We start from the raw sequence: 23992 nt of genomic DNA, 5'->3' as shown, positions 1-23992 counted from the left end.
TTTTTCTTGTTCAGAATAATCCCTATGTACTTATTAAACTTAGAGGATAAACATTTTTTAGGATTATTGAAAAATGTACTATTATTAATTAATATTCTAGTTTATGCATTATTTTATATAGGTCTCACAAAATATAAACACGAAAAAGATGAAGTCCTTACCTCCTGAAATAAAATTGACTTATATTGTAGCAATTCTGCTCATTCTGCTACTTGTTATTTTTATCATATTTGTTGTAATAACGTATAACCGAAAGCAAATCTTGTATTTCAAAGAAAACCAACTCAAAGAATCCGAATACCAAAACCAGCTACTCCAAAAAGAACTCGAAAAGCAAAAATCTATAGAACTAGAGCGTGAACGCATTTCCCATGATATGCACGATGATCTTGGAGCGGGTATTTCAGCACTCAAACTTCAGGCGGAATTTTTAAAACAAAAAGCTGAAGACGAAGATTTAAAAAACGATATCAATGAACTTCTGAAAACATCCGAAGAAATGAATGTCTCAATGCGAGAAATGCTATGGAGTTTAAATTCAGGGAATGACACCGTTGGAAGTTTCGTTGAATATGCTAAAATTTATGCGGAGGGTTTTTTGAAAAAAACACCAATTGTATTGACTTTTGATAGAGATCAAATTACTTCTGAAACACCAATTTCAACGGAACTAAGGCGTAGTATGTTTCTATGTATCAAAGAAGCTTTAAACAATGCGTATAAATATAGTGGTGCAGATCAACTAAAGCTTTCGTTTATCCAGGAGAATAAATATTTGATTATGGAAATATCAGATAACGGGAAAGGTTTTGATCAAGAAAAAGCTACAGGAAACGGTCTCCGGAATATGGAACGAAGAATGAAAGAATCTTGCGGACAATTTGAAATTTTATCTACCGAAAAAGGAACTTCTATTTTTTTCAAGATTAACTTATAAGCAGATTAATTAAAATTTTAAAATCAGCATCATTTTAATGGTGCTGATTTTTTGTTTTAAGAATCACCCTTTTGTGTAATTGATTTGAGTTGTTATTAATTGGAAATTTGAAGTGTAAACTTTAAACTTTAACAAACTATTAACCATGAAAACTTTAAGTGAGAAAAAAAACATTGGGACAATAATAATTCTATTGGTTATTCTTATAGGTGCTTTTTTATACTATCAAAAAAATAATAACAAAGATTTTACTATTGAAAAGTGTGAAATTGAATATAAAGACCTCAAAAAGTTAGATAGTATTCAAAAGAAACTTATTGAACAGAATGATAAAATTCTGACAAAAATCAAAGATCCGATACACATAGATTTTATAGTAAATAAAATGAAGGACGCTCAAAAAAAAGATTCTCTTTCACAGATTTTGCTAAAACAAAACGCCACCATAGCAACACAAATTAATAATCAATTGGACGAAAATCTAAAAACTAACCAGAACGAGTATAGAAAATTACAAGGTGACAAAAACAAAGATCTTTTTAAATATATAATGCTTGTATTTCAAAATGAGAAAAGTGTTTTGGTCTTGATTATAATTATTGTTTGTGGTCTTTTAGGAGGATTGTCAAGTAATTTTTACAAATATCTTAAAGATACTATACCATTAATTGAAAGCGTGAATCTAAAGATTAATCTGCTATCTCAGAATATTTCCAGAGCTAATGTACAAGATGACTGTTTTGAGTTAAACGAAAAAATTCAAAAACTGACTGCTGAAATAAACAGTTTACAGATTATCATTAATGAAGAGAATAAAACTTTTACAGCAAGTATTCTTTTTGGAATCTTAGCATCTTTTCTATCCATTCTGATTTTAAATGCAACAAATAGTGATGTTCTCAAATTTGAAACATTTATTGATTATTTCATATTTGCGTGCTACTGTTTATTATCGTCCTTATTTGCTAAGAGAATTATTGAATCACTAATTAAAACCGTGATAAAATAAAAAACCTAATTAACAATCTAAAACCTAAAAAATCATGAAAACAAAAACAAAAAAATCAGTCAAAACGTTTAAAGTGAGTCATGAAAGTCTGGATAATACGCTCTTACTAATCAATGTTTCTTCTGTAGCACAAGTGAATACCAATGTGAAATTTTTAGCAGAAGACGTTGAACTATATGATGGAAGCGAGCATAACATACAACTATTTGTTGAGAAAAGCAAAAGACTTCGAGTTCGTCATATTTTCGATTTTAGCGGAATTAATGATGATAATGTTGAAAGTGCAATGCATCAAACTAATGTGTTGTATGCTTTGTCAGGTCAAAATAATAAAGTATTTCCCTTTCTAAACAGCACCAAGGCTGACTTAGATGCTCAGAAAAGAATTATTAGCGTAAAAGTAATAACAATAAAATAAATGGTCATGAAAAAAATATTTTTATTGCTTTTGTTTTTCGCTTCATTTCACAACTATAAATCACAAACAAATGATCATGAAGCAAAAGATATTGAGTTTGAAATTAAGGATCTTGCTATTTCAAATGCTCCATCTTTAATTTTGCTCGGAATTTCCCCTTCAGAATTGGAAACTCCCAAATCAAAAAAAGCGATTATTTTGAGCTTGGTAAATTCATTCAAAAAAAATGAGGGAATACCAGATACATACGCTTTTGAAATTACACCATATTGGATTTTGCCAGCAAAAAGAATGAACTCACTTAAGTATGCAGGATATAATGAAAAAACTAAGAGACAAATAATTTTTAATGAAGTTAAGAAGGCGTCTGTTTCATTAGGATTTGTGAGAGATTTATCATTTAATTCTGATGATGATATCAAGAATCCAGCATTTTCAGTAAGTGTAAGAAGTACATTAATTAAAATTAGAAGCCAAGATAATCTCCAAAAAATAATAAAGGAAGATTTGGTGAAAAAAGCCAAACTAAAATTGATGAGTAAATACATGAATGGAGAAGAAGAGAAAGAAGAAAACAAAAGAGTTGCACAAAAATGTATTGATGAGAATTTGAGTGATTCTGATTGCGAAAAATTAATATCAGACATAACAAATAAATTGCAAAAGAAGTTTAATGAGAACCAAAGCGATGCCAATAATGTTGATTATTACAGAAACTTATTAGAATCACCACCACTTCTTTCTGTAGATTTCGCAGGAGGTTATAGCACTTTTTTCTCTGATAATAAATTTTCAAATAATCAGTTTGGTAAGCTAGGCTTTTGGATGACATTAAATACAGGTTTTGATTTTACGGACATAGAAAAACCTAATGTTGAAAAAAAGCTTAATTTTTACGGGATAGCAAGATATCTTGAAGATGGAACAACCTTAGATACCAATCAGCAATTCTTGAGAACTAAAAATTTTGATTTTGGTGGAAAAGCAGAATTTATTTACAATAGGTTTTCAATTTCTTACGAGTACATTTATCGTGTGAATGATCTTGAGAATACTTTTCGCTCAAGTGGCTTGTTGGCTTACAAAGTTTCGGATAAAGTATACATCAATGCTGCATTTGGCAAAAACTATGGAGATAAAGATAATCTGATTTCCTTTTTAGGTCTAAACTGGGGACTTGACTCCGAAAGAAAAAGTGTTTTTGTAGAAAACAAAAAATAAATATAATTGTTGAATTGTGTAACCTTTTTTGAAATCATTTCAAACAAGTAATCATTACAATTTAAATATTAACTAAAATTTAACTCAAAAAACATCAATTGATATTCCTGAACTAACGAAAAAACTTATTTTTTAATTAAATTTGTCTAAACTATAAATAAACAAAAAATGAGTTACATTTCTTACATAGAAGCGAGACAGATTTTGGATTCAAGAGGGAATCCTACAGTGGAAGTTGATGTATTTACAGAAAGTGGTGCGATGGGTCGTGCTGCAGTGCCTTCTGGAGCGTCTACTGGAGAACATGAAGCGGTAGAATTGCGTGATGGCGGTTCTGAATGGATGGGAAAAGGTGTTTCTAAAGCTGTAGAAAATGTAAGAGAAGTAATTGCTCCCGAGTTGGTAGGCCTTCCGGTTTATGATCAGAATCTTTTAGATCAGATTATGATCGACTTAGATGGTACGAAAAACAAAGGAAATATCGGTGCTAATGCAATTCTTGGTGTTTCTTTAGCTGCTGCAAAGGCTGCTGCTGCTGAACTAAAAATGCCGTTATACAAATATATCGGTGGTGTAAATGCTAATACACTTCCTGTTCCGATGATGAACGTAATCAATGGTGGATCTCACTCAGATGCCCCGATTGCTTTTCAGGAATTTATGGTAATGCCGGTAAAAGCAGATTCTTTTTCTCACGCATTGAGAAAAGGAACTGAGATTTTCCACAATCTAAAAGCGATTCTTCATTCAAGAGGTCTTTCTACGGCAGTAGGTGACGAAGGTGGTTTTGCACCAACTTTCAAAGGAACTGAAGATGCTTTAGATACTTTACTTCAGGCTATCGAAAAAGCAGGTTACAAGCCAGGTGATGATGTAATGATCGCATTAGATTGTGCAGCTTCAGAATTCTATAAAGACGGAGTTTATGATTACAGAAAATTCCAGACTCCTGATGCAGCTCAATTCACAAGCAGCGAGCAGGTTTCTTATTTAGCTGAATTAGCAAATAAATACCCAATTATCTCTATCGAAGACGGTATGCAGGAAAATGACTGGGAAGGTTGGAAAATGTTAACTGATAAAATCGGTGATAGAGTACAATTGGTAGGTGACGATTTATTCGTAACTAATGTTGAAAGATTAAAAAGAGGTGTTGACGAAGGAATTGCTAACTCAATTTTGGTTAAAGTAAACCAAATCGGTTCTCTTTCTGAAACAATGGCAGCAGTTCAAATGGCTCAGCACAACAAATTTACATCAGTAATGTCTCACAGGTCTGGTGAAACGGAAGATTCTACAATTGCAGATTTGGCAGTTGCTATGAATTGCGGTCAGATCAAAACAGGTTCTGCTTCAAGATCAGACAGAATGGCGAAATACAACCAATTATTAAGAATTGAAGAAGCTTTGGGTGATACAGCTTATTTCCCAGGATTAGATGCTTTTAAAATCAAAAGATAATCAATTGAATTTATAAATAACGGCGAACGAAATTTTTTGTTTGCCGTATTTTATAATAAATAGTATATTTAAAAAAAATAAATTAAATAATGTCAGACAACAAAGTTATATTGAATTACGACGGTAATTCGTATGAATATCCAATCGTGGATAGTACAATCGGAGACAGAGGAATAGATATTTCAAAATTAAGAGACCAGACAGGTCTTATTACCCTAGATTTAGGATACAAAAATACAGGTGCAACACTAAGCGAGATTACTTATCTTGATGGTGACCAAGGAGAATTGTTCTACAGAGGTTACCCTATCGAGCAAATCGCTGAAAAATCAAACTTTACTGAGGTAATGTACCTTTTGTTACACGGTGAATTGCCTACAAAAGAACAATTTGAAACTTTCAACGGTAATATCAAAAAATATAACTTCGTAGCAGAGGAGATGAAAAAAATCATCGACGCTTTCCCTCGTTCTGCTCACCCAATGGGAGTTTTATCTTCTCTTACTTCTGCATTGACTGCTTTTAATCCTAAAGCGGTTAACGTACAGTCTAAAGAAGAGATGGATCTTGCTGCAGAATTATTGATTGCTAAATTTGCTCACCTTGCTGCTTGGACTTACAGAAAAACTTTAGGTTTACCATTAAACCACGGAGATAATAGCCTGAACTATGTAGAAAACTTCTACAAAATGGCTTTCAGATTACCAAATGAAGAGTTTGAAATCAATCCTGTAGTTACTGCTGCTTTAGATAAATTATTGATTCTTCATGCTGACCACGAGCAAAACTGTTCTACATCTACTGTAAGAATGGTAGGTTCTGCTCACACAGGTCTTTTTGCTTCAGTATCGGCGGGTATTTCTGCACTTTGGGGGCCGCTTCACGGTGGTGCAAACCAGGCAGTTATCGAAATGCTTGAGTTAATCGAAAAAGATGGTGGAGACGTTAACAAGTGGGTGGAGAAAGCTAAAGATAAAAATGACAGCTTCCGTTTGATGGGCTTTGGACACAGAGTGTACAAAAACTTCGATCCAAGAGCGAAAATCATCAAAAAAGCTGCTGACGATTTGTTACTTGCATTGGGAATCGAAGATAAAGCGCTTGATATTGCAATGCAATTGGAAAAAGTAGCTCTTGAAGACGAATACTTCATCGAAAGAAAATTATATCCAAACGTAGATTTCTATTCAGGAATCATCTACAGAGCGTTAGGAATTCCTACAGAAATGTTTACCGTAATGTTCGCATTAGGAAGACTTCCGGGATGGATCGCTCAATGGAAAGAAATGAGATTAAAAGGAGACCCGATCGGAAGACCAAGACAGGTTTACCAAGGAGCTCAAAAAAGAGATTACATCGATATTACCAACAGATAATATTGTTTTCTCAAATAAATTTAAAATCCCAAAGTTTTTTGCTTTGGGATTTTTTTGTTCTTTATGTTAAAGCTTTTCACTGTATTGGATTTTAAATTTTTAGCAGTAAATATCCACAATAGAAATTATAATTTTTTTAAAAGAAAAGAGCTATAAATCGAATAAAAAGCTACGTAGGAACATCATGTTTGTATCAGAAAAGACATCATTAATCAATCAGCTAATTGATAGTGTCCACTTTATAATTTATATCTAAATCAAAAATTATTCAAAAAGATGAACCTAATACGATGTTTTGGTCATTCAAAATTGCTTATTTCTAAAAATTCTTTTTGAATCGACATTCTAAATAACCCAAAATTGTAAACTGTAATTTTCAGTCTAAAGATAATATCATTTGATTTCAATATCTATCCCTTATTTCTATCTGAAAAAGCGAAATTAAACAGATAGAATTTGGATATTCCGACAACATTTCAAACCAATATTGTAGGCATAAATTCCATGCATTTTATTAAATATTAAATTTTTGACTTCAACGCCGTTTCATTATATTTGTGGCTCATGCTATGTACAGAACGCTTTATTTAAAGCCAATACATCAGAAGAATTTTTATGAAATTAAATATCAAAAACGAAACCGGCAAACTGAAATCAGTGGTTTTGGGTCAGCCCAATTCAATGGGGCCGGATCCAACTTTAGAAGAAAGTTATGATGCAAAATCATACCATTCCATCCAGCACAATATTTATCCGAAGGAAAAAGATATCATTGATGAAATGGAAGCTTTTGAAAAAGTACTGAAGAAATATGATGTAGAAGTTTTGCGCCCAAGTATTATCAAAGATTACAATCAGGTTTTTGCAAGAGATGTTTCGTTTGTTATTGAAGATAAAATGATAATTTCTAATGTCATTGCCGATCGCGCCGACGAACAAGATGCTTACCGATCAATCTTTGAAAAAGTAAAATGGAGAGATATCATTAATCTTCCCGATACTGCTCATATCGAAGGTGGTGATGTCATCGTGTGGAATGACTTTATTTTCATTGGAACTTGTTTTTCACAAGATTACAGAAATTACAAAACAGCCCGTACCAACGAATATGCAATCGAAATCTTAAAAGAATATTTTCCAAAGAAAAGAATTTTAGATTTTGAATTAAAGAAAAATGACAGAGAACCCTATCAAGGAATTTTGCATTTAGACTGTACCTTCAACCCGATTGGTACTGATAAATGTATTGTTTACAAAAACGGTTTTGTTGACGAAAGTGATTACAACTTAATCATCGATATTTTCGGAGAAGAAAATTGCTTCCATGTCAATGACGAAGAAATGTTTGAAATGTTCCCGAATATTTTCTCAATTTCTCCAGAAGTCGTTGTTTCAGACAGTTCGTTTACAAGAATGAATAATCACCTGAGAAATGAGTGGGGAATGACGATTGAAGAAATTCCGTACAGAGAAATTTCTAAAATGGGTGGTTTGTTGAGATGTTCTACGATGCCTTTGGTGAGGGAATAAACCAAATTGAAGTTTATTGAAAAAATTAGTTGTATTTTTCCTTCTGCTATCTATATGCAGAGCTTATTCTCAGCAAAAAATCAACTGGGCAGAAGTTTTATATGGAGATATTAAAGGTTTAAAAGAAAATAAAATTAAGACTTTAAAGCTAAAAAAAGACAATAAAGTTCTCAGATCTATTGAATTAATTTCAGACAAATCCATTCTTGTTAAAGATTCTTTGAATACAGAATACTATGATTTTGATGATGATAATCGATTAATCTCTGTGAAGTCAGTAAAAGATAATTGGGAGCAGAACTTTACATTGAATTTTAAAGATAATAATGTCAATCAACTTTCAAGGAAGATTAATAATAATGGAATTGTAGCCTTCAATAAATTTTCAAAAGTTTCTTTTAACAATACTTTGTACGAAGAAAGGGATGTCTACAACTTTGATAGTAAGAGAAAAGATTCAATCTATGTTTTCAGAACAAAATATTTTTTTAATCAAAAAAAACCAAATTTAAGTTATGAAGAAACCTATGATAAGGGAAAAATTTGGAATAAAAAATATTTCAATCAAACTGAAGTAAAGAAAGAGATATTTGCTGATTATCATACGATAGATTCAATTTTACAGAAAGATTATAAAGTAACGAAATACCATTTTGATAATTACCCTGATCATCAAATCATCAGAATTGAAAAAGATTCTATTCTTACCATTCATAAAAAAAATGAAAAAAAAGTAAGTGAAAAATTGGAATATGCAGGCTCACCTTTTAGAGAAGTTTTTTACGATGGAAATGAGAATATAAAAGAAGAAATTGTTTACAAGAATTATCAAAACGGTTTTAATGAATGGATTCTTTGGGAAGAAATAAAATATGATGGAAAGGGAAATTTGGTCAGTCGAAGACTTCCTAATAAAAAAGAGTATAAATTAAAAAATGGAATTTTGACCTTAAGGAAAAGTGTATCTAAAGTAAATACCCGAGACTATATTGTTAGTCATGATAAGTCCAAATATTCTGAATATTATTATGTACAAAATTATTCTCCATCAGTACTATTTAATCCTAAATTTTCAGCTAGGTTTATTCAAAATTTTGACACATCTTCAGTCTTTGAAGATGATGATATAATCTATATAAATATAAAATTTGAAGATGATGCAAAAATAATTTCAGAATATTCATCATCAAAAGATGTAAGAAAAGAAGGAATAAGAACTTCAAAAACTCTCAGAAGATATAACGACCAATATTTTAAAGACTTGGAAGTCGAAGCAGAAACATTTTCAGAAAAAAAAGATAGTATTAATCTTTGTGAAAATCTGAATCTTCTATCTTTTCCAATTCACACATTTTTAATTAAAGAAGAAAATTAAATCAAGCAAAAATGCAAACAACAGATACAGTATTAATGATAGAGCCGATCGCATTCGGTTATAATGCAGAAACAGCTGAGAACAACTACTTTCAGGTAGAGCAGAAAGGTGCAGACATTCAGTCAAAAGCTTTGGCAGAATTCAAAATTTTTGTTGAAAAACTAAAAAGTAAAGGAATCAATGTCATTACGATAAAAGATACCATCGATCCTCACACGCCCGATTCTATTTTCCCAAATAACTGGGTAAGTTTTCACAACGATGGAAAAGTGGTTTTGTATCCGATGTTCGCTTCCAACAGAAGGGTGGAACGTAGAGAAGATATCATTGAAGGCATCAAAAACCAAGGTTTTGAAGTTGCTGAAATCGATGATTGGTCTTTACCTGAAATTCAGGGACACTTTTTGGAAGGGACAGGAAGCATGATTTTTGATCACGATAATAAAATAGCTTACGGCTCAGTTTCTTTAAGATTAGATGAGAATTTATTCAGAGAATTTTGTGCTAAATATGATTTCACTCCCGTTGTTTTCCATTCTTTTCAAACGGTTGGCGAAGAAAGACTTCCAATTTATCATACCAACGTGATGATGTGCGTGGCAGATAAGTTTGTCGTGATTTGTCTTGACTGCATCGATAATGAACTGGAAAGAAGCAAAGTCATTGAAACCATTAAAAATTCAGGAAAAGAAATCATAGAAATTTCTGAAGAACAAATGCAGCAGTTTGCCGGAAATATGCTTCAGGTTCAAAATAAAGATGGCGAAAAATTTCTCGTAATGAGTCAGACCGCTTATCAGTCTTTAAATGCTGAGCAAATTTCAAATATTGAAAAGTATTGCGAAATTATTTATTCAGATTTGAATACCATTGAAGTGAACGGAGGCGGAAGTGCAAGATGTATGCTTGCTGAAGTCTTTTTGCCTAAAAAATAATCATTTAATTTAATAAAATACAACTTCTGACTTTAAATAGAGTCAGAAGTTTTTTATTGTTATGCTTTTAGCAGCCATTAAAAAATAATTAAATTTGTAAAAATATAAGGATGATTATGATTAAAAAAATATACCTGAGTTTAGCGATTCTGTTAAGCTTTTCCATTGACGCTCAGCAAAAAACCTATTGTAATCCAATCAATATCGATTATGGTTACACGCCTTTTGAAGTTTTTTCTAAGCAAGGAAAACACCGAGCAACAGCTGATCCGGTGATTGTAAATTTTCAAAAGAAACTGTTTCTATTTTCTACCAATCAGGAAGGATATTGGCACAGCGACAATATGCTCGACTGGAAATTTGTCAAAAGAAAATTCCTCAGAGATAACAAATATACCCACGATCTGAATGCTCCTGCAGTTTGGGCGATGAAAGATACTTTATATGTGTACGGCTCAACCTGGGAATCTGATTTTCCGATCTGGAAATCAACCAATCCAACTGTGGACGATTGGAAAATTGCCGTTGATACTTTAAAGGTTGGAGCTTGGGATCCTGCTTTTCATTATGATGAAGACAAAAATAAACTGTATTTGTATTGGGGGTCAAGCAACGAATGGCCGCTTTTAGGAACAGAAGTTAAAGTGAAAAATCTGCAGTCTGAAGGTTTCGTAAAGCCTATTTTAAGACTGAAACCTGAAGATCACGGCTGGGAAAGATTTGGTGAATATAATGACAACGTTTTCCTACAGCCTTTTGTGGAAGGAGCCTGGGTAACGAAGTACAAAGACAAATATTATATGCAGTACGGTGCTCCGGCAACAGAATTCAGCGGTTATTCTGATGGAGTGTATATTTCGAAAAATCCTTTAGAAGGGTATGAATATCAACAGCACAATCCTTTTTCTTACAAGCCGGGAGGTTTTGCAAGGGGAGCGGGGCACGGAGCAACTTTTGAAGATAATTTTAAAAACTGGTGGCACGTTTCAACGATTTTTATTTCCACTAAAAATAATTTTGAAAGACGTTTGGGAATCTGGCCTGCAGGGTTTGATAAAGATGATGTGATGTACACCAACACGGCTTACGGAGATTATCCCACTTTACTTCCGCAGTTTGCACAAGGAAAAGATTTTTCAAAAGGACTTTTCACGAATTGGATGTTGCTAAATTACAACAAACCCGTTCAGGTTTCGTCAACTTTGGGTGGTTATCATTCTAACAATGCGGTGGATGAAGATATCAAAACGTATTGGAGTGCAAAAACCGGAAATTCGGGAGAATGGTTTCAGACAGATTTAGGTGAAATTTCTACCATTAATGCCATTCAGGTCAATTATGCAGATCAGGATGTAGAATTTATGGGAAAAACTGAGGGCAAAATGCATCAGTATAAAATCTACGGCTCAAATGATGGTAAAAAATGGAAAGTCATTGTGGATAAAAGCAAAAATACCAAAGATGTTCCTCACGATTATGTAGAATTAGAAAAACCTTCGGAAGCAAGATATTTAAAAATGGAAAACCTCAAAATGCCGACAGGAAAGTTTGCATTAAGCGGTTTCAGAGTATTTGGAAAAGGAGCAGGAGCGAAACCCGGAAAAGTGCAGGGATTTGTTCCGTTAAGAGCTGATGCTAAAAAATATGGTGAGAGAAGGAGCATTTGGATGAAATGGCAACAGAACTCAGAAGCTGATGGTTATGTTATTTATTGGGGAAAGTCTCCTGACAAATTATATGGAAGCATTATGGTCTACGGTAAAAATGAATATTTCTTCACCGGGGCAGACAGAGTAGATTCTTATTATTTCCAGATTGAAGCGTTTAATGCTAATGGAATTTCGGAGAAAACGGAGGTTTTTAAATCAGAATGATAAAAAAATCATTTTTATTATGAATATTTGATATTTTAAGTTTAAATTTAGGATACCAATTTAAAAAATAATAATCATGAAAAACTTTAAAAAATTAGAAGTTAAAAAACTTACGAGAAATGATTTGAAAGAAATTAAAGGAAGTGTGAAAGCTCCTTGGGTTGAAGACGGATGTCCATGGCCATTGTGCCCCAATCAGTTTGGGCGATGCTCGGCTTTTGGCACCTGCGCAGAATACGTTTAATAAAAGAAGTGGTCGGAAGAAATTTTGGCCACTTCTTTTTAGCTATATATTTAGTGGTTTCGTAGAAATTCATCAATTTTATTAATTAAAAAAGGTGCATTTTTCTCATTCATCCAATCAAGATGTCCTCCGGGAAACTCGTAAGATTGATTTAAAACTCCATTTTTATTTAAAACTGAATCTAAAATTCCTTTTTGTGATAATGGAATTACCTGATCATTATTTCCATAGAAAGAAAGAGTCGGAGGAGAATTTTTATTTACCCAATAAACCGGACTTGCAAAATTTCCCATCGAAATTCCTTTTGGAATTGCGGCAGGATCAACCAAATGATTTTCAACAAACGAATAATCTGAATAGTTTTTAAAATTAGAATCTGATAAATCTGATGGTCCTACAATATTCACTACAGCTTTTACCCTGTCTTTTTCATCAAAGCGATAAGAATAAAGCATAGACAAATGCCCGCCCGCACTGTTTCCAAGAAGAACAAACTTCGATTTAATTGGCGCAATCCCGAATAAATAGTCAATTGCATTCTGGATGTCATCAGTCTGATTAGGGAAACCGAAGCGTTTTTCAGTGGCAAGTCGGTAGTCGATGTTGGCAAAAGCACTTTGAGGAAATCTCTTCATCATTGAGAGTGTGAAGGAGGTGAGGTTAGATTTCTTTCCTGCTTTCCAGCCTCCGCCATGAATGATAATGAAAATTGTTTTTACAGAATCTCGATTTTTAGGAATATATAGATCCATTTTCTGTTCGGGATTGTCACCGTAAGAAACATCCATTTGTTTATCGAATGTAATGTCTTTGCTGAGATTGATTGTTTTCTCTTTACAGCCAAGCATAGCAATTAAAAATAAAAGTGTGAAGAATTTATTCATACTTAAATATAAACGAAACCCACCAATTTCTTGGCAGGTTTCTGTACAAAATAAAATATATGAAGATTGAATGTTAACGTGTTCTGCTTTTTATAGCGTCTGATGCGCCTTCGATGTCTCTTACTTTTTTCACTTTCTGGTTTCCGAAATTATACGTGATGCTGAAAGTTCCGCCTCTTCTGAATTGGTCGTTTCTTACATAATTGTAATTTCCGTTGGCCTGATAGTCTTCGATTTCTACGATGTTTGTTCTTAAAACATCATTTAAGTTTAATGCAAACGTCCAGTCGTTCCAGTTTTTCTTGATGCTTAAATCTAAACTCATCAGGTTTTTCAACATTCCCAATTCGATTTGCTGCTTGTCTATAAAGAAATAATTTACGCCCAAGAACCATGTTTTCTTCTTGTCTAAACGAATGGTGTTATTGGTCTGGATAAGGATGCTTGTCGAACTGATCTTGTTTTCATACGTTGGAAAAACATCACCAGAAGTTGGGTCTACGCTTAGACTTCCATCATTAACGTTCCTCTGAAGACCTACATTGAAGTTCATTGTCAGATATTGGTTAAAAAATGTTTTCTGAATTCCTACCATAGCTGACATTTCTTGTTTGTCACCGAAGTTGGTACGGATGTATCTTAATTGTTTGTAGGAATCTTGGTATGGTTCATTGGTTGTAGGATCAATGACAAGATTTCCTTCTTTATCTTTCCGAGGCTTCAAAATATCTCTCTGTAAAGGCACTTGTGTAATCTTGTCTTTAAATAAGGAATGGCTTAAGATTAAGAAATACGAATTTTTAAACATATACGTCAGCTCATGGCTATAAGTAGAAGAAGCCTTCACAAAAGGGTTATTTTGAGTGTAATTGTCTTCCGTAAGAATGTTTCTTACAGGATTCAGTTCCCAGAAACTTGGTCTTCTCATTCGGCTTGAAAATGCGTAAGAGATATTGTTTTTATCGTTAATTGCGTAATTAAAGCTTAAATAAGGAAGTACATTATGGTAATCTCTTTCAATTTTTCTGTATTCAGGAGCTGCATTGTCCGAAGTTCCCAAACTATTGGTGATTTCGTATCGTGTACCAACTTTTCCGGATAATTTATCAGAGAATTTCTTTTCTAAAGTTAAATAAGCACCATAAATATTTTCGTCATAAATGAAATGGTTAGGTGCAAATTCAGTATTTTTTCCTGTTACATAAGTAATATTCTGAGTATCATTATCCGTTTTGGTTTTATTAAAATTTCCACCAATAGCAACTGTAAAGTCATTTTTAAATTTCTGAATATAATCTACAGTACCGGAAAAATTATTGATGATCTGAGGGAGATTTTGGTCAATGGTCTGGCTTAGTAATCCATCTGTACCATTTGCATCAGATAAATACGTTTTATTATTGGTAAACTGAAATCTTCTGTAATTAAGATAGGCTGCATTTACATTTAATTTACTTCCCAAAGAATCGGTTTTCAGTTCATAATTTAAATTAACTGAATTGTTGTATGACCTTGCGTCTTCGTTGTTTCTTGAATTGGTGTAATTGGTAATGTATGACTGAGTATCTTTATCAAAAGAACGAATGGTATTGAATAAATTAACTGTAGAATTATAACTTTTGTTGGCGTTAGAATTCCATGATAGAGCTAAATTACTTTTTTCCGTCAGCTGATAATCTATATTCAGATATCCTCCGATGTATTGATTGGGGTCATCAATATTTCCGGTAGATTCATTAGAAGAAGAATCATTTCCGTTTCGTAAAACATATTGTTGAGCGTCAATATTCTCTCCGCCATACAAATTGGCACTGATTCCCAATTTATCTTTTCTGTAGTTAGTAGAGAAACTAGCAGAACTTCCATTGTATTTATTTTGAGAATTAGACATTCTCATATTTCCGCTTAAACCGTCACTCATTTTCTTTTTCAGGACAATATTGATGATTCCGTCTGAAGATTCTACCTGAAATTCACTTCCTGGCACAGTAATCACTTCAATTTTTTGAATATTTTCTGCAGGAGTGTTTTTTAGGAATTGAGTAACCGATTCGGCATCCATATTGGTTTTTCTACCGTTGATGTAGATCAGCGCATTATTTTTTCCTGCAATTTTTAAATTTTTATCATCGGTTGTAGAAAGTAGAGGAGTTTGTCTTAGGAGATCAAAAGTTGTGTTTCCTTTGGCAACGGGTGAAGCGGCAACGTCATATACGAAACGGTCACTTTGTTTTTTGAAGACTTGCTTGGTCAAAACAACTTCTTCAATTTTTTTAGTTTTTAGAGAATCTGATTTTTTTTCCTGAGCGAATGTCAATCCGGTGAAAAATATAGCTGCGATGAGTAGTGGCGTTTTCATGAGTTTATCTTTTAATTAGTTTAGAAGCTTGTATCTGTTATTATTTTACATTGCAAAGATATGTAATAAATTTAGTATCATGCAATACAAAGTAGTAAAAATGTTTTGATTTAATTTGTAACTAACTGATTGTTAGTTATTAAAATTTAAATTAAAATTTTATTACTTTGAGTTTCTACATAATAAGACAACCGTAACAAGAGTTTTGTTACAACAAAAAATAAAATAATTAGATTCACTTTTTTTTGATTAATTTAGATTTCACAAAAAAATAATAATTTATGACAAAACTTTACTCATTATTAATGATTTTGATGATTCTTGTATCATGTAAAAGCGATTCTTTTATTGATCTCGAAAATCAGCAACAAGGAAATCAGGAAACAAACTTTAACTTTGGAAATTCGGTACAAAGAAATTTCCACGGTTTAGTTTTAGCAACAAATGGAACTCCGGTTTCAGGAGCAACAGTTACTATTGGATCGGCAACCGTACAAACTAATTCTAAAGGACTATTCGTAATTACAAATGCCGATGTGAAAGAAAATTTCGCTTACGTAAAAGTAACGAAAGCAGGTTTTGTGAATGGTTCTCGTACCATGGTCCCTACCAACGGAAGCAATAGAATCAACATTATGATGATTCCTGCAACGAATACTTCTACGATTGCATCAGGAGCAACGGCAACAGTTTCTTTGTCAAACGGAACAAAAGTGAAATTTGACGGAAGCTTCAAAGATGCAAGTGGTAATGCTTACAGCGGTAATGTAAATGTTGCTATGTTTCACCTAAAGTCTTCAGATCAGTATCTAAATGAATTGATGCCTGGATCTCTTCTAGCAAACAACACCGCTGGAAACGCAAGAATAATGGAAACTTTCGGGATGCTGCATGTGCAATTGACAGGCACTTCGGGGCAAAACCTTCAGATTGCGAATGGCCATACTGCTGAAATGACGGTGGCAATTGATGCTACCCAAACTTCGACGGCTCCAGCTACCATTCCGCTGTGGGCTTTTAACGAAACTACAGGAATTTGGCAGGAAGAAGGTTCTGCAACGAAAGTAGGAAATACTTATGTAGGAAATGTAAGTCATTTTTCTTGGTGGAATTGCGATGTACAGTTTCCTCAAGCGATTTTGAATGTTCATATTCAAAACTCTACTGCACAACCTTTGAGTAATGTAACGGTAAAATTATTTAGACAAAATCAGAATTCCACTTCTGCAATTACAGATGGAAACGGAAATGCCTCAGGAATTATACCTGCTGGTGAAAATTTAACTCTAAAAATTTATGATGCTTGTAATAATGTCATTATGACCAATAATATTGGTCCTTTTACAAATAATTCTAACAACACACTTCCTGCAATTACCATTTCGCAGAGTTTGAGTAATACGATAACAATTACAGGTACTCTTAAGGATTGTTCTGGCAATAATGTTACAAACGGAGTTGCAAATTTATCTTATGCTTCAAGCTCAAACTATTTTAATAGTTTTTCTGCGTTGGTAACTAACGGAAGCTTCTCTTTTAATGTTTTAAGTTGTGCATCAAGTCAGCAATTAACATTTGTTGGTGCCGATTTTGCTAATCTTCAAACCACAGGAGATATTAATTTTACAGCAACTTCTCCTACAACTAATTTGGGTAATCTTACTGTTTGCACTGCTACTACAGAATTTATTACTAGTCAAACAGATGCACAAGCTATTAAATATTTTATTTCTCCAATCAATGCTGGTGGAAATTCACAAAGTCCAGTTCCAATTCCTGGATTTTATGTAAGTTCACAAAATGCGGCGACAGGAAGTTTTTCTTTAAGCTCTCAAAACCTACCAGGAGTTGGAACTTTTACCTCTAATTTTAGTTTGGAATCTTCGGGAGGATTTATTAATGCTAATGGAAATAATCTTACGTTACAAATAAGCAATTATGGAGCAGTAGGACAATACATTGATTTTACAATAAATGGAACCTATACCAATACTACAGGCTCACATACATTGAGTGTAACAGGACACGTTATTAGAGATAATTAAATATAAAATTTTAATAAAAAAGAGGCTTCAAAAGAGTCTCTTTTTTTATTCTCGATCGAAACGTGCCAGCTTTTTGTCAATCCAAATCGTGGCAAAAGGGAAAAATGCGGAAATCAATGCAAAGACGGTGTCTTCATCATCCCAAGTGTATATTTTTCTTGCAGCTGGAAGAAATATAAGATAAAGTGTAAAAAAGAATCCGTGAATACTACCAATTGTACTGATGTAGATAATCGGGAAAATACCTTCCGGATCAACACGGATCCAGATCATTGCGGTAAATAGAAAAAACCATGAAATAGCCTCGGCCAAACAAATCTGTTTAAACCATTTAATAACTTTTTCCTGAGGATATTTTGAGAATAAATTTTCTAGAAACTCCATGATATTCAGTATTTAATTTTGACTAACAACTAACAACTAACAACTAACAACTAACAACTACTTATAAAAACTACTTCCATCCAGATACTCAAAAACCTCGGGCGGAAGCATAGGTCTTACATTTTTCCCTTCTTTGATCATGGAGCGAATTTCGGTAGCGGAAAGTTCAATTACAGGAGCTTTGATCATCGAAATATTTTCATGCTGAAGATATTCAGAATCTTTTTTCTCGCCATCAAAAACTCTTGGATAAACGATGATGTGATGATTTTTAATTAAAACATCAGAATTTTTCCACTTATGAAGACTACCGAGGTTATCTTCTCCCATTATTAGGCTGAAAGAACATTCAGGGTGTTTTTCTTTAAGATAAGTTAAAGTATCAATCGTGTAACTTGGTGTTGGTAATGAAAATTCAACGTTGGATGCACGCATTTGAGGATAATTTTTCACGGCGAGCTGCACCATATCCAGACGGTTATGATCTTTCAGGAGTGATTTTTTTTCTTTAAAAGGATTTTGCGGGCTTACTACAAACCACAATTCATGCATATCCGAGTTCTCCAGAATATAATTAGCCAAAATTAAATGACCAATATGAATGGGATTGAAAGACCCGAAAAATAAACCGATTTTTTTCAAAGTTGAGGTTGAGTTTAAGGTTGGATTGATTAAGGTTAATCTTCTCTAAATTTCACATCTCTGATATTCAGATAGTGGGTCACATTCCCTTTCCAATGGTTTTCTTCTAAAGTAAAAGCTATGTCAAAAGATTTATTTCTAAAATCATCAGCAAACTGACCGAGTTTAAAGCCGACACATTCTATATTTCTTCCTGTAGATTCTTGTTTAATGTAAAACTTAAGGTGATTATTATCTTTACCCATCGTTTTCAGATAACCGGCAATCTTTTGATTTCTTAAAACAAGATTCGGTTTCATATTCTGAGGCCCGAAAGGTCCTAGTTTTCGATGGAAGTTAATAAAATCTCTGTTGATTTCGTCTGTATCCACATCAGCATCTATGGTGATGGAAGGTTCTTTTTGATGATCTTTAATTTTTTCGGCTACTGTTTTTTCAAATTTAATTTTGAAAGCCTCAAACTTATCTTTTTCCATAGAAAGTCCGGCCGCAGCGTGATGTCCTCCAAATTTCAGAAAGTATTCCGAACAAAGATCCAGCGCTTCATGCACATCAAAATCTGAAACAGATCTTGCAGATGCTACCATTTCTCCATTATTTCCGTCGGTAAAAACCAAAGTTGGTTTATAATAAGTTTCAATCAATCTTGAGGCTACAATTCCTATCACACCTTTGTTCCATTCAGGATGATAGACAATTGTGGAATATTTTGTTTCCTGCTGAGATTCAATTACCTGATTGAGTGCAGAAAGGGTAGAGTTCATATCAAGTTCGCGCCTTTCGTCATTCAGATTCATAATGTCGCCTACAATTTGCTGTGCATGTTTCAGGTTATCTGAAACCATCAATTCTACAGCAGCTTTACCGTGAGAAATTCTTCCGGCAGCGTTTATTTTTGGAGCAATTTCAAAAACAATATTTGAAATTTCAAAATGCGACAGTTTATCTTCAGGAATTAACAATCTTAAACCTAAGTTGCGGGTTTTTCTGAGAACTTTCAACCCCATTTTAGCCAAAACTCTGTTTTCGCCAGTCATTGAAACGATATCCGCAGCAATAGAAATAGCCAATAAGTCGGTCAATTCAAACAATTCAGTTTCCGGAATTTTATAGATGGTATTTAATCCCTGACACAGTTTAAAACCAACTCCACATCCTGAAAGTTCCTTAAAAGGATAGCGACAATCTGATCTTTTCGGATCTAAAACGGCTACGGCATCCGGAATTTCGTCTCCGGGTAAATGGTGATCACAAATAATGAAATCAATTTGTTTTCCTTTGGCATAATTAATCATGTCAATCGCCTTGATTCCGCAGTCTAATGCGATAATCAGTGAAAAGCCATTTTCTTTGGCGTAATCAATTCCTTCGGTAGAAATTCCGTATCCTTCAGAATTTCTGTCGGGAATGTAAAAATCTAAATATTTTTTCTGAACTATTTTTCTTAAATAAAGATAAGTAAGCGCCACAGCGGTAGTTCCGTCGACATCGTAATCTCCATAAATCATTATTTTTTCCCCATTTTCTATGGCTGTAGCAACCCGCTCTACGGCTTTTTGCATATCCGCCATCAGGAAAGGGTTGTGAATATCTGTGAAGTTTGGCTTGAAAAATTCGCGCGCTTTTTGGTAATTGTCAATTCCTCTGAGAACCAATAGTTTGGATTCAAAAGTTCCAAAACCAAGCGACGAACTCAATCCATCAACAGTTTCTTCATCAGGTTCGGTTTTATAAATCCATTTTTGACTCATTTCACAAAAATAAGTAAAATTTATTTTAAAATCAATCCAATTATAATCTTCATTATCAATTATAAAGCACTCGATATTTATTTTATTTACAGTGTTTTAGGGGTTTTTAAGGGATTTGTTTAATAAATATTTGTTTTTTTTAAATTTTATGAAAACCAAACGAAAACTATTGTCGTAGATATCATTAAACAGACTAAACCTTTTTAAAAATAATATTATGAAAAAACCAATTAATGTTTCCAACCAAGGAGCCACCTTGGATACCAGCAGAAGAAACTTTCTAAAACTAAGCGGTATTGGTATTGCCGTTGCCGGGCTTACTTTGGTAGGTTGCGATGATGACGATTTTGTCTACAATGATAATAAAATATTTGATTTGGGAATGGGCGATGTAGGTGTTTTGAACTATGCATATGCTCTTGAACAATTAGAAGCCGATTTCTACACGAAAGTGGTAAATAATTTCTATGCAGGAATTTCAACTATTGAAAAAGAAGTACTTACAGACCTTTATCACCATGAGGTTATTCACAGAGATTTCTTTAAAGCAGCAATTACAGGTGCAACAACTAACGTTCTTCCAACACTTGAATTTCAATATCCGAATGTAAACTTTAACGACAGAAGTTCTGTTCTGGCTACTGCAAAAGCTTTAGAAGATACAGGAGTTGCCGCTTACAATGCTGCGGGTAAGTATATTACAAACCCTACTTATCTTGTGCTTGCAGGTAAAATTGTTTCTGTAGAAGCAAGACATGCATCCGCAATCAGAGATTTGATTAATCCTTTAACTGCAGCTTTCTCAGGAGATGATGTGGTAAATCCTACTACAGGACTGGATGTAGCAAAAGAACCAAAAGATGTTATTGCGGCAGCCGGAGGGTTTATTAAAACTCCATTTACCTGGAAAGAAAGAGGCATTAATTAATTTACCAATCTCAAAAATCAATTATTATGAACATTTTAAAATTATTAGATAAATTCTCTGACGATTCTTTTTTCACAAAGCAAACGTCTAGATTAGATAATCTTTCAGATATCACCTCATTTGGTAAAAAAGCGGCTGTTGCTGCGATACCATTAGGATTAGGAAGCTTTATGGCAACTTCAGCCAAAGCTGAAACCCCAACAGAACCTACTTTGGCAATGAAAAGTGCATTAACAGATGCCCTTCAGCTAGCATTGACTTTGGAATATTTAGAAGACGAATATTATAAAATTGGACTTGCTGCCACAAACCTGATCCCTGCTTCGGATAAAGTTGTTTTTCAGCAGATTTCCAAGCATGAAGATGCTCACGTTACTTTTCTTAAAAGTACATTAACATCTTTGGGAGTTACTCCGGGGGCTAAACCGACTTTTGATTTTACAGTAAATGGTGCTTTCACTCCATTTACCAATTATCAGCAGTTCCTTATTTTGGCGCAGGCTTTTGAAGATACGGGTGTAAGAGCATATAAAGGGCAGGCAGGTAATGTGATGTCAAACAAAGATGTCCTTCAGGCGGCCTTACAGATTCACTCTGTAGAAGCAAGACATGCTTCAATGGTTCGTAGAATGCGTGCCAACAAAGGATGGATCGAGTTAGCGAGTGGCGGAAGTGGAAGTGGAGGTATGCCTCCTGCAACCAATGCGGTTTATGCAGGTGAAGATGTAACAATGCAAGCAGGGTTCAATACTGCGACAGCTTTTGGGGCAGCAGCAGGTTCTGCAGCGTATGATGAGATTTTAACTGGTCAACAAGCTACAGATATTGCACTTCTATTTATTGATTAATAGAAACACATATATATAGTTAGCCAAATCCTTTTTCGGTACTTCTCCGAAAGAGGATTTTTTTTCGTCAAAAAGTATTATCTTAGTTGCACTAAACTATATTAAAATGAAAAAAATTATTATCGGTGCAATCGTACTGGGATCAATGTACCATGTGCAAGCTCAGAAAATCAATCTAGGAAAAGCTGCGGGAGTAGTTTCAAAAGGAGCGTCGGCACTTACTTTCAGTAATGAAGATGCAATCAAGCTTTCAAAAGAATCTGTAGATTATATGGATAAGAACAATGCGATTGCAGGTCCTAAAGATCCTTACACAGTGAGACTTAACAAGCTTTTTGCAAAACACAAATCTCAAGACGGACTTAATCTGAACTATAAAGTCTACAAAGTGAAAGACATCAATGCTTTTGCATGTGCAGATGGTAGTGTAAGGGTTTTTTCATCTTTAATGGATATCATGACAGACGATGAATTGCTGGCAGTTATCGGTCACGAGATTGGTCACGTTAAAAATCAAGATACAAAAGATGCTATAAAATCAGCATATTTAAAAGCTGCAGCAATGGATGCAGCATCATCAGCATCATCCACAGTTGCAACATTGAGCGAAGGTCAGGTTGGGAAAATGGCCAATGCGTTTTTAGATGCTTCTCACAGCAAAAAACAAGAATCTCAGGCAGATACATATTCTTACGATTTTATGAGAACAAACAACTATAATGTAGTTGGCGCATATACAGCTTTCAAGAAATTGGCATTACTATCCGAAGGTGGATCAGCACAATCGGGATTTCAAAAAATGTTTAATTCGCACCCTGATAGCAACAAAAGAGCAGAAGCAGTGAAAAAAAGAGCCGAAAAAGACGGCCTATGGAAAGATCCCGGAACAGTTTCTCTACCAACAACAAAGTTGACTAAGTAAATTTTTACACATCTATATAGTAAGAGTTCGGCACAACCGGACTCTTTTTTTGTATCATATAATAGGAGAAGTGATTTCCCATTGTCATCCAAAGATTGCCTCACACTTCATTTTCTTGAGTAGCTTTTTCCCGCTCACCGCTGTATCTTTTTATGGTTTCGCTGCTGTGCATCGGTGCCCATAAAAAGGATGCCGCTCTTATCGGGGCTAAGGTAGTGTGGTGGGTGGTATTGCTATTTGCCATAAAAAATTACTAATCTCCCACACATTATCAGGCTTACCATAACATTTGATAATCTAAAATTTTACAGATTGCATCTATAGTAAGTATAGTTTTAAATCAAAAACTCTCCCATGAGTAATGTTTCTAGCATAATACAAATAAAGCTCCACTAGGAGATCACTGTTCATAGTATAGTCGAATAGTGAAAATTTTGAGCTCCGTAGGAGCAGCCTGTTTGTAGTGTAATTTACAATAAAGATCATGAGTTCCATCGGAGCGGCACATCACATTGCTAATAGGAAGCCATTTCAAAAATCGGATACACTAATATAAATTCCACAACCCATATCAACCGGACATGTCCTCTCTACAACAATACTCAAAACAATCTTTGGCAATAAAGAAATATAAAATCCACCCATCTGAATATAAATTCAAACTTCTAGCACATCCTCACCCGCTCCCTAAAACTCTCTGCTTCTCCAATGATCCTCCCTTGCATAATCCCTCCCTGCTGCTCAACCCATGTCTTTTTCAAACATTCACACCACCTTTCAACCCCCTCCCGACCGCTCCGCTCCCTCGACACATCAACTCTTCCCAACACAAAACCCCGCCCCCCATCC

At 34.0% G+C, this 23992-nt stretch carries 20 protein-coding genes; 15 read left to right on the top strand and 5 right to left on the bottom strand.

The genetic code is table 11. The annotated features are described in order from the left end of the window. The first annotated feature begins 148 nt into the window (after window positions 1–148). The 11 genes from MQX03_RS11730 (at window position 149) to MQX03_RS11680 (ending at window position 12380) form a co-directional block, all read left to right on the top strand. Entirely contained in the window at window positions 149–937 is a 789-nt protein-coding gene (locus MQX03_RS11730) for a sensor histidine kinase (protein ID WP_242803354.1), read from the top strand. 145 nt (window positions 938–1082) lie between these two features. After that, window positions 1083–1946 (top strand): YEATS-associated helix-containing protein, encoded by an 864-nt coding sequence (locus MQX03_RS11725; protein WP_242803353.1) that lies wholly within the window; start codon window positions 1083–1085, stop codon window positions 1944–1946. A 34-nt stretch (window positions 1947–1980) separates the two neighbouring features. Then, the gene (locus MQX03_RS11720; RefSeq protein ID WP_242803351.1) at window positions 1981–2364 is read left to right on the top strand and encodes a hypothetical protein; all 384 of its coding nucleotides are present in this window, start codon (window positions 1981–1983) and stop codon (window positions 2362–2364) included. 6 nt (window positions 2365–2370) lie between these two features. After that, complete coding sequence (locus tag MQX03_RS11715; protein ID WP_242803349.1) at window positions 2371–3585, top strand: hypothetical protein; 1215 nt, start codon at window positions 2371–2373, stop codon at window positions 3583–3585. A gap of 168 nt (window positions 3586–3753) precedes the next feature. After that, entirely contained in the window at window positions 3754–5046 is a 1293-nt protein-coding gene (gene eno, locus MQX03_RS11710; RefSeq protein WP_129535091.1) for a phosphopyruvate hydratase, read from the top strand. A gap of 89 nt (window positions 5047–5135) precedes the next feature. Further along, window positions 5136–6422 (top strand): citrate synthase, encoded by a 1287-nt coding sequence (locus MQX03_RS11705; RefSeq protein WP_229983472.1) that lies wholly within the window; start codon window positions 5136–5138, stop codon window positions 6420–6422. A 615-nt stretch (window positions 6423–7037) separates the two neighbouring features. After that, window positions 7038–7952 carry a dimethylarginine dimethylaminohydrolase family protein gene (locus MQX03_RS11700; protein ID WP_242803347.1) on the top strand — a complete coding sequence of 305 codons (915 nt, stop codon included), beginning with the start codon at window positions 7038–7040 and terminating at the stop codon, window positions 7950–7952. 16 nt (window positions 7953–7968) lie between these two features. After that, window positions 7969–9327: a hypothetical protein gene (locus MQX03_RS11695; protein ID WP_242803346.1), complete on the top strand. Its 1359-nt coding sequence runs from the start codon at window positions 7969–7971 to the stop codon at window positions 9325–9327. Window positions 9328–9338: 11 nt separating this feature from the next. After that, window positions 9339–10262, top strand: coding sequence for a citrulline utilization hydrolase CtlX (gene ctlX / locus MQX03_RS11690; RefSeq protein ID WP_242803344.1), 924 nt, complete (start codon window positions 9339–9341; stop codon window positions 10260–10262). Window positions 10263–10378: 116 nt separating this feature from the next. Continuing rightward, the gene (locus tag MQX03_RS11685; RefSeq protein ID WP_262916939.1) at window positions 10379–12136 is read left to right on the top strand and encodes a discoidin domain-containing protein; all 1758 of its coding nucleotides are present in this window, start codon (window positions 10379–10381) and stop codon (window positions 12134–12136) included. A gap of 76 nt (window positions 12137–12212) precedes the next feature. Further along, window positions 12213–12380, top strand: a complete 168-nt coding sequence (locus tag MQX03_RS11680) for a hypothetical protein (RefSeq protein WP_242803342.1) — start codon at window positions 12213–12215, stop codon at window positions 12378–12380. A 50-nt stretch (window positions 12381–12430) separates the two neighbouring features. Here the strand turns inward: MQX03_RS11680 and MQX03_RS11675 are convergent, their stop codons facing one another. Continuing rightward, window positions 12431–13264 (bottom strand): alpha/beta hydrolase, encoded by an 834-nt coding sequence (locus MQX03_RS11675; RefSeq protein ID WP_242803340.1) that lies wholly within the window; start codon window positions 13262–13264, stop codon window positions 12431–12433. Between the two features lie 73 nt (window positions 13265–13337). Then, the gene (locus MQX03_RS11670) at window positions 13338–15623 is read right to left on the bottom strand and encodes a TonB-dependent receptor domain-containing protein (protein ID WP_242803338.1); all 2286 of its coding nucleotides are present in this window, start codon (window positions 15621–15623) and stop codon (window positions 13338–13340) included. Window positions 15624–15904: 281 nt separating this feature from the next. On the opposite strand from MQX03_RS11670, the gene MQX03_RS11665 reads away from it, so the two are divergent. After that, a complete protein-coding gene (locus tag MQX03_RS11665; protein WP_242803337.1) occupies window positions 15905–17668 on the top strand; it encodes a carboxypeptidase-like regulatory domain-containing protein in 1764 nt (587 codons plus the stop codon). Window positions 17669–17713: 45 nt separating this feature from the next. Here the strand turns inward: MQX03_RS11665 and MQX03_RS11660 are convergent, their stop codons facing one another. The 3 genes from MQX03_RS11660 to recJ are packed head-to-tail and all read right to left on the bottom strand — an operon-like array spanning window position 17714 to window position 20445. After that, window positions 17714–18052 carry a DUF3817 domain-containing protein gene (locus tag MQX03_RS11660; protein ID WP_242803335.1) on the bottom strand — a complete coding sequence of 113 codons (339 nt, stop codon included), beginning with the start codon at window positions 18050–18052 and terminating at the stop codon, window positions 17714–17716. A 57-nt stretch (window positions 18053–18109) separates the two neighbouring features. After that, a complete protein-coding gene (gene nadD, locus MQX03_RS11655) occupies window positions 18110–18694 on the bottom strand; it encodes a nicotinate (nicotinamide) nucleotide adenylyltransferase (protein ID WP_242803333.1) in 585 nt (194 codons plus the stop codon). Between the two features lie 35 nt (window positions 18695–18729). After that, entirely contained in the window at window positions 18730–20445 is a 1716-nt protein-coding gene (recJ, locus tag MQX03_RS11650) for a single-stranded-DNA-specific exonuclease RecJ (protein WP_242803332.1), read from the bottom strand. Between the two features lie 217 nt (window positions 20446–20662). On the opposite strand from recJ, the gene MQX03_RS11645 reads away from it, so the two are divergent. The 3 genes from MQX03_RS11645 (at window position 20663) to MQX03_RS11635 (ending at window position 23143) form a co-directional block, all read left to right on the top strand. Then, window positions 20663–21373, top strand: coding sequence for a ferritin-like domain-containing protein (locus tag MQX03_RS11645; protein WP_242803331.1), 711 nt, complete (start codon window positions 20663–20665; stop codon window positions 21371–21373). A 26-nt stretch (window positions 21374–21399) separates the two neighbouring features. Next, on the top strand, window positions 21400–22221 hold the full coding sequence (locus MQX03_RS11640) for a ferritin-like domain-containing protein (protein ID WP_242803330.1): 822 nt from the start codon (window positions 21400–21402) through the stop codon (window positions 22219–22221). A 106-nt stretch (window positions 22222–22327) separates the two neighbouring features. Beyond that, window positions 22328–23143 (top strand): M48 family metalloprotease, encoded by an 816-nt coding sequence (locus tag MQX03_RS11635; RefSeq protein WP_129535077.1) that lies wholly within the window; start codon window positions 22328–22330, stop codon window positions 23141–23143. The last annotated feature ends 849 nt before the right edge of the window (window positions 23144–23992 follow it).

Source organism: Chryseobacterium aahli (assembly GCF_022699665.1).
GTDB lineage: Bacteria > Bacteroidota > Bacteroidia > Flavobacteriales > Weeksellaceae > Chryseobacterium > Chryseobacterium aahli.
Note: the sequence above shows the minus strand (reverse complement) of the source record. Positions and strands in the feature narration are given on the sequence as shown.